The organism is Streptomyces sp. NPDC101160, assembly GCF_044768205.1.
Taxonomy (GTDB): domain Bacteria; phylum Actinomycetota; class Actinomycetes; order Streptomycetales; family Streptomycetaceae; genus Streptomyces.
On the sequence record NZ_JBIWPJ010000004.1, the window covers coordinates 725,753 to 733,332 of the forward strand.

Annotated in this window: 6 protein-coding genes and 1 rRNA gene; 4 read left to right on the forward strand and 3 right to left on the reverse strand. The window is 71.8% G+C overall.

The window, feature by feature from the left end; all coding sequences use genetic code 11:
• Positions 1–35 precede the first annotated feature (35 nt).
• On the reverse strand, positions 36–1,610 hold the full coding sequence (locus ACIRSU_RS16285; protein WP_403792510.1) for a S8 family peptidase: 1,575 nt from the start codon (positions 1,608–1,610) through the stop codon (positions 36–38).
• A gap of 238 nt (positions 1,611–1,848) precedes the next feature.
• Between ACIRSU_RS16285 and ACIRSU_RS16290 the strand changes: the two genes are divergently transcribed.
• The gene (locus ACIRSU_RS16290) at positions 1,849–2,976 is read left to right on the forward strand and encodes a threonine synthase (protein ID WP_403792512.1); all 1,128 of its coding nucleotides are present in this window, start codon (positions 1,849–1,851) and stop codon (positions 2,974–2,976) included.
• A gap of 110 nt (positions 2,977–3,086) precedes the next feature.
• On the opposite strand, the gene ACIRSU_RS16295 is transcribed toward ACIRSU_RS16290, so the two are convergent.
• Entirely contained in the window at positions 3,087–3,854 is a 768-nt protein-coding gene (locus tag ACIRSU_RS16295; RefSeq protein ID WP_403792514.1) for a DUF4232 domain-containing protein, read from the reverse strand.
• A gap of 310 nt (positions 3,855–4,164) precedes the next feature.
• Between ACIRSU_RS16295 and ACIRSU_RS16300 the strand changes: the two genes are divergently transcribed.
• From ACIRSU_RS16300 to ACIRSU_RS16310, 3 genes are all read left to right on the forward strand, one after another.
• A complete protein-coding gene (locus ACIRSU_RS16300) occupies positions 4,165–4,971 on the forward strand; it encodes a helix-turn-helix transcriptional regulator (protein ID WP_403792516.1) in 807 nt (268 codons plus the stop codon).
• A 356-nt stretch (positions 4,972–5,327) separates the two neighbouring features.
• Entirely contained in the window at positions 5,328–6,578 is a 1,251-nt protein-coding gene (locus ACIRSU_RS16305) for an MFS transporter (RefSeq protein ID WP_403792518.1), read from the forward strand.
• Positions 6,579–6,798: 220 nt separating this feature from the next.
• Positions 6,799–7,413 (forward strand): antibiotic biosynthesis monooxygenase, encoded by a 615-nt coding sequence (locus ACIRSU_RS16310; protein WP_403792519.1) that lies wholly within the window; start codon positions 6,799–6,801, stop codon positions 7,411–7,413.
• A gap of 72 nt (positions 7,414–7,485) precedes the next feature.
• On the opposite strand, the gene rrf is transcribed toward ACIRSU_RS16310, so the two are convergent.
• Positions 7,486–7,580 (reverse strand): 5S ribosomal RNA (rrf, locus tag ACIRSU_RS16315); the annotation flags it as partial.

Here is a 7,580-nt window from a genome sequence, read left to right on the forward strand (position 1 = left end):
GTCGGCGACCGCCCTCTCCTCATGAGGCGTGAGCGTCAGAACTGCAGCGCCCAGGAGTCGATGTACCCGGTGTCCAAGGCCGCGTTGTCCGTGACCCGGAGCTTCCACGTGCCGTTCGCGACCTCGGAGGAGGCGTTGACGGTGTAGGTGGTGTTGATGTTGTCCGCGCTGCCGCCGGAGCCGAACGCCTTCAGCGTGTACGCCGAGCCGTCGGGGGCGATCAGCTGGACCTGGAGGTCACCGATGTAGGTGTGGACGATGTTCACCGGCACCTGGAGCGTGGCCGGGGCGTTGCCGGAGACGCCGCTGACGGTGACCGGGGACTCGACGGTCGCGTTGTCGTTGATCGTGTAGTTCGCGGTGTTCTCGAAGCGCGGGCCGGTGGGCGGCGGGGTGGTGCCGCCGACGTAGAGGAGCTTGTTCGGGGAGCCGGTGCCGGGGCTGGTCACCACGTTCGGGGTGGCGGCGGCGGTCAGGGCCGCGGAGACGGCGGCCGGGATGGCAGTCGGGTGGTCGGCCAGGTAGAGGGCGGCGGCGCCGGTGACGTGCGGGGTGGCCATCGACGTACCGGAGATGGTGTTGGTGGCGGTGTCGCCGGTGCCCCAGGACGAGGTGATGGAGGAGCCCGGGGCGAAGAGGTCGAGGCCGCTGCCGTAGTTGGAGTAGCTGGCCCTGGCGTCGCTGGACGTCGTCGCGCCGACCGTGATGGCCTCGGCGACGCGGGCCGGGGAGTGGTTGGCGGCGTTGTCGGTCTCGTTGCCGGCGGCGACCGCGTACGTGACGCCGGAGGCGATCGAGCGGCGCACGGCGTCGTCGAGGACGGTGTCGACGCCACCGCCGAGGCTCATGTTGGCGACGGCCGGCTTGACGGCGTTCTGGGTCACCCAGTCGATGCCGGCGACGACCTGCTCGGTGGTGCCGGAGCCGGAGTTGTCGAGGACGCGGACGCCGACGATCTTCGCCTTCTTGGCCACGCCGTACGAGGAGCCCGCGACCGTACCGGCGACATGGGTGCCGTGGCCGTGGCCGTCCTGGGCGGTGTTGTCGTTGTCGATGGCGTCGTAGCCGTAGGAGGCGCGGCCGGCGAAGTCGGTGTGGGTGATGCGGACGCCGGTGTCGATGATGTACGCCGTGACGCCCTGGCCCGCGCTGTCCGGGTAGGTGTAGCTCTGGTTCAGCGGCAGGGCCTTCTGGTCGATCCGGTCGAGGCCCCAGGACGGCGGGGAGGTCTGCGTGCCGTCGATGTGGAAGACGCGGTTCTGGCTGACGGAGCGCACCGCCGGGTCGGCGGCGAGCCGCTTGGCCTGCGCCTCGGAGAGTTCGACGGAGTAGCCGTTGAGCGCCGCGTGGTACGTCCGCCTGATCTTGGCGCCGAACTTCGTGGCGACCGCCCGGCCCTGCGCCGTGTCCGCGCGGGCGGCGGAGTCGCGGAGGGTCACGATGTAGCTGTCGGCGACGGTCCCTTCGGCGCCGGCGTTGAGGATCACGCCTTCGGCGGCGCTCCCGGCGGCCGTGGCCGGGGCGGTGGAGAGGGAGCCGAGCGCCAGGGCTGCGACGGCGATGGCGCCGGCCGCGGCGAGCCTGCGCCGCGAGTCACGCATCACGGACATGTGAGGGGTCCTCCTCATTGGTGGTGCGCTGCTGTGGGGGCACGACACCGGTCGTGCGCGGTCGTACAGGGGCGTACACGAGGATGCCTACTTCATGGACATGACAAGCAGCCGTCCCGAGTTCGGACGGGTCGTCATATCCGGGTGCCGACCGAAAGGTTGACCGAACCTTGGGGATCGCACAAGAGTCCCTCGCGTCACGACACGCGCCCGCCACAGGGCTGACATCCTGGCGCATATGACGGCCTACGTATGCCCCCTCTGCCACGTCAGAGCCCCCGCGGACGCCCTCACCTGGCGTTGTCCGCAGTGCCACGGCCCCTGGGACCTCGACTTCACCAGCGCGCCGGTTTCCCTCACGTCCCTCGCGTCACGCGTGAATTCACTGTGGCGTTACGCGGAGGCGCTGCCGCTCGCCACCGAGATCCCCCATGTGACCCTCGGCGAGGGCCGCACCCCCCTCGTCCCCCTGACCGACCGGATTTCGGCCAAACTCGACTTCCTCATGCCGACGTCGTCCTTCAAGGACCGCGGCGCGGTGATGCTCGCCGAGCTGGCGCGCCGGCTCGGCCCGCGCACGGTGATCGCCGACAGCAGCGGCAACGCCGGCACGGCGATCGCCGCCTACGGCGCCCGGGCCGGGCTCGACTGCGCCGTGTACGTGCCCGAGGGGACGTCCCCGAAGAAGCTGGAGCAGATCCGCGCGCACGGTGCCCGGGTGGTGGTCGTGGCGGGCGACCGGGAGGCGACGGCGCGGGCGGCGCGCGAGGCCGCGGACGAGCCGGACGTGCTGTACGCCTCGCACGCGTACAACCCGCACTTCCTGCACGGCACCAAGACGTACGTCTACGAACTCTGGGAGGACCTGGGCGGCCGGCTCCCCGACACCCTCGTACTGCCCGTCGGCAACGGCACACTGCTCCTCGGCGCGGCCCTCGCGGTCGAGGAGCTGTACGGGCACGGCCTCGTCGACCGCCGCCCGGTCCTGGTCGCGGTCCAGGCGGAGGCCGTCTCGCCGCTCGCCGCGGCCTTCCACGCGGGCGAGGACGAGCTGTCGGCGCCGGCGGAGACCCGCCCCACCCTCGCCGAGGGCATCGCCATCCCCAACCCGCCCCGCGCCGCGCAGATCCTGCGTGCCGTCCGGGCGAGCGGCGGCACCTTCCGCACCGTCACCGACGACCAGGTACGCACCGCCCAGCTCGACCTCGCCCGCCGCGGACTCTACGTCGAGCCCACGGCCGCCGCCTGCTGGGCCGCGGTCCGCGCGGCCCCGGAGCGCCCGGGCACCACGGTCGTACCGCTGTGCGGCGCGGGCACGAAGACCGGCCTCGCGGGCGAGGGTACGAGCAGCGGCGGGCGGACCTGACGGCGTCAACGCCCCGTCCTTCACCGCTCCGCCGGCACCGCGCCCGCCTTCACCGCCTCCGCCGGCACCGCGCCCGCCGTCACCGCCCCGCCCTGAGCGCTCGCTCCCGCTCAGAACTCGTCGGCGCCGTTGCGGAGTTCCGGAGTCCAGTAGCCGGTCTTCGCCACGGCCTCGTCGACGGCCAGGCCGCCGGCCGGGGCCTTGACGACGACGCTGCCCTCGGCGGGGGCGTCGGCGGCGAAGAGGTTCACGTTGAAGGACGTGACGACCTTGTTGTCCTCGTGGACGCCGCCGTTCACGATCCGCACGTTGGCGTACGCCGGGGCGCCCGCCTCCAGGATCACCGGGCTCGCCGGCTTGCTCTTGGCGACGGCCGGGATGTCCTTGGCGGTCTGGATCTCGCCGAACGCGAGCAGCGGGTAGCCGTACAGGCGGCACGTGCGGCCGGAGGTGTTGGTCGCGGTGAGCACGACGTGCTCGGTGGGCGTCTCGTCGGCCTTGGCGGCCGTGATCCGCACGTCCTTGTAGGTGCAGGCCGGGGCGGTGCCGGACGTCTTGGCGCCGGTCTTGGCACCGGTCTTGGCCGCGGACTTGCCGCCGCCCGTCGTGGAGCCACCGGTCGAGCCACCGGCCGTCGATCCGCCGGCCGTCGAACCACCGGTGCCGCTGCCGCCGGTGGCGGTCGTCGCGCCCGCGGCCTCGGCGCCGGTCTGCCCGCCCTGCCCGCTCTCGCCGCCCGACGCGGCGGCCGAGCCGGCCGACGCGGCGCCCTCGTCCCGGCCGCCGTTGTCGTCGCCGCCCCCGCAGGCGGTCATCCCGAGCGACAGCACGGCGACGGCCGCGACGGCGAGGACGGTGTTCTTGCGCTTCGTACGCATGGTGGTACTCCCCCGGTGACTGGATGGTCGGTCGGCGCCACTCCCTGTCGGCACCACGACCACTCTCCCGCCCGCCCTTGCCGTCCGGCTTGCGTACCGCTAACGCGGCTTTGCCGTCCCCCGGGCGCCGCCTTCCGGCATCGCCGTCGATCTCGGGCGCCCCGGCAACGCCACGTTATTCTTCTGTCCGGGGATCTGACTGTCGGTGATCGTTTCGGAAGGCGCGGGCGCCACCGTCGCGCGGAGCCCCCTGCAGGCGCTCCCGCGTCGAGCCGCGGCACAAGGAAGCAGCCAGAGCAAAGGCCCCCACATGCAGCGCGACAACTCCACAGTCCGTACCGGCCAGGGGCAGCGGCCGGAGGACGAGGTGGGGCTCGCCGTGCTGCTGCGGGCGTGGCGGGCCCGGGCGGGCCGCACTCTGGGCCTGGGCAGGGCGCTTCCGCAGGTGGAGGTCGCCGCCGCGGTCGGCATGAGCGAGCGCTGGTACCGGGATCTCGAACACGGGGCCCTGCCCAAGCTGGACTCCCGGACGCTCACCGCGCTGGCCGACGCGCTGCGGCTGTGCGCGGACGAACGCGCCACCCTCTTCCTGTACGCCGCCGGCGGCGAGCCCTACCCCGCCGTGTCGTCCGTCGACGGCATCGACCTGGCCCCGCTGCACCGCCTGCTCGACCTGCAGCCCAGCCGGCCCGCGTATCTCACCAGCAACACATGGGACGTCCTCGCGCACAACGAGGCCATGGCCGAGTGGTTCCCCTGGGTGCGGCGCCCCGGCGCGAACCTGATCCGCTGGGGCCTGACCGACCCCGAGGCCAGGGCGCAGCTGGCCGACTGGCCGCGGCACGCGCGGGCGTACCTCGCGATGCTGCGCTACGCCATGGCGCAGTACCCGGGGAACCCCGAACTGGCCGGGATCCTCCGGACGGCCCTCACCGATCCGGAGGTCCGGCAGATCTGGGACGACGGCCCGGTCATCATCGCCCACCGGGACGGACACGCCTACCGGCTGACCATCCCGCGCTTCGCCCCCCGCGCCGTCGACGTGGTCACCCACGTCCTGCAGCCCGTCGGGTACCCCGGCCTGCGCCTCACCTTCATCAGCCCGCAGGACGGCTGAGCCCTCAGTCTCGCCGATGTCCGCGGCCCGTTCGACAGCCGCCGACCGGCAAAGATTTACCGGTCCGAAAACCGGCGGATTTTTGCCGGTCCGGTTTTGCGGGCACTCATTCCCAGGTACTCACGGGCGCTTCCCGGCCTGCCCTGCGACCGGCAGATCATTGCCGGTCGCATCCGTTGACATTCGCTGCACGCAGTTGCGAATCTCGGTGCACACCGGGTTCGTCGGGACCCTTACTGGCGGCACATCTCTGCCCCGCTCAGGTTCGATTCCAGGCTCGGAACTCGGCCGGAAGAACTCGCGGGAGCGACCTTGCACGCCTTTATGAACGCCAGGAAGACGACAGGGAGTCGAGAATGACGGACGCGCGCGAAAAGGCCGTGAGCCGGCGCACGATGACGCTGTCCTGCCTGTTGGTCTTCATGGCACAGATGGCGACCACCATTTATCTTCCGTCCCTCCCGATCGTGGCGCACGACTTCGGAATGTCCCGTCATTACGCGGCCCTTTCCATTTCCGTGTTCGTGATCGGCGCCGCGGCTCCGGTGGTCCTGTGGGGAGTGGCCGCGGACCGGTACGGCCGCCGGGGCCCGCTGCTGGCCTCGCTGGCGCTGTTCGTGGTGAGCAGCGCGCTGATCACACTCTTCCGCTCCACCGAGGCTCTGCTCGTGCTGCGCGCGCTGCAGGGCATCGGCGCCGGCGGCGCCGCGATCATCGCCCGGATCCTGGTGCGGGACCGCTGGAGCGGGGACGAGCTGGCCCGGCGGCTCTCGGTGCTGTCCATCGCGTTCATCACGGCGATGGGCGGCGGGCAGTTCATCGGCGGCCTGATCGGCAGGTACTCCCACTGGGAGACGGGCTTCGTCGTCCTCGCCGTGGTCGGCGCGGTCGCCGCCGCGCTGACCTTCACCGTCCCGTTCGCGTCGAGCCGCGCGGTGCAGCCGCCGTCGGAGGTGCTGCGGATCTGCCTCGGCATCAGCAGGCAGCCCCGCTTCCTGCTGCCGGCCCTCGCCGGCGGCGCGGGGTTCGCGACGATCGTGCTGCTCCAGGAGGTCAGCCCGTTCGTCTTCCAGCAGCACTTCGGGCTCGCCACCGAGCAGTACGGAAGCCTCGGGCTGCTCCTCGGCGCGGCCTACTTCGCCGGCGCGATGACCGTCAACCGCCTGGTGGCGAAGGAGGGTTCGGGCCGTCTGATGACCGCCGGGTCGATCGTGATGACCGCGTCCGGTGTCCTGATGATCGCGCTGTGGTCGGTGCCCGGCCTGCCGGACGGCGGCGCCCTGGTGGCCTTCGTCGCGCTGTACTGCGTGACCACGTTCGGGCAGTCGGTCCTGTTCCCCAACAGCATGGCCACCGCCGTGAGCAGCCGGCAGAGCCACGGCGCCTACGCCGTCTCCCTGTGCGGCTTCCTCCAGCAGTCGATGGCGGGCCTGGCCGCGGCCACGGCCGCGCTGCTGCAGGCGGACCTCGCCTGGGCCACGGTCGCCGCCGGTCTCGGCGCCGCGGCCTGGCTCATGACCCGTATCGCCGTCCGTGCGGCAGCGCCCACCGACGCTCCGTCGGCAGCCCCTTCGGCAGTTCCTTCGGCCGTCCAGAAGGACCACTAGAAGTGCACTGAGAAACCTGGCCGGCCCGAGGGCGGTTCCGCAGGGGCGGAGCCGCCCTTTGCCATCCGTGGAGGACGGAGGTTCGATCACCCGCTTCACCCGCTTCACCCGAACGCCCGTGCCGCGTTGCCCCGCCCCCGTCCCGGCCCTCGCATGGAGGGTGGGGAAGAACGAGCTCACACCGGGGGAACCGAGGGAACGGGAAGGCAGGAAGGCCGCTATGTACGTGCGCACCATCTACATGACGGGTGATCCGGCTCAGCTCGACGACGTCGCCGAGTCGGTCCGGACCGAGGGACGCGAGCTTCTGTCGGGGCAGCGGGGCTACCGCGGCATGGGGCTGTTCGTGGACCGCGAGGTCGGCAAACTCCTGGTGGGGTCGTGGTGGGAGGACGAGGCGTCCCGGGAGGCGAGCTACGAGGCGCTGCGCGAGCGGCGCAGCGAGATGTTCGCGCCCTTCGCCGGGACCATGACGGTCGACAACTGGGAGGCGGCCGTCGCCCGCCGCAGCGAGGACCTCGGGCCCGGCGCGACGTTCCGACTGGTCCGCATGGACGTCGACGCCGCCGCCGTCGACAAGCTGGTGACGACGTTCCGCGACACCGCGCTGCCCAAGATCGAGGAGATCCCCGGCTGGAAGGGCGTCTCGCTCCTCGTCGACCGCACCCACGGCCGGGCCGCGGTCGGCGCGCTGTACGCCGACAAGGACTCCCTGGCGTCCTCCCGCGCCGCCGTCGCGGGAATCCGCGGCGAGACGACGTCGAAGGCCGGCGTCACCACGCGCAGCCTGGAGGAGTTCGAGGTCCTCGTCGCGACGGCGGTGCCCCACACCTGATCCGTACAACATCTGGCCCGTAAACGCAGAAAAGCCCCGCACCATACGGTGCGGGGCTTTCCCACAATGATTGTTCGGCGGCGTCCTACTCTCCCACAGGGTCCCCCCTGCAGTACCATCGGCGCTGAAAGGCTTAGCTTCCGGGTTCGGAATGTAACCGGGCGTTT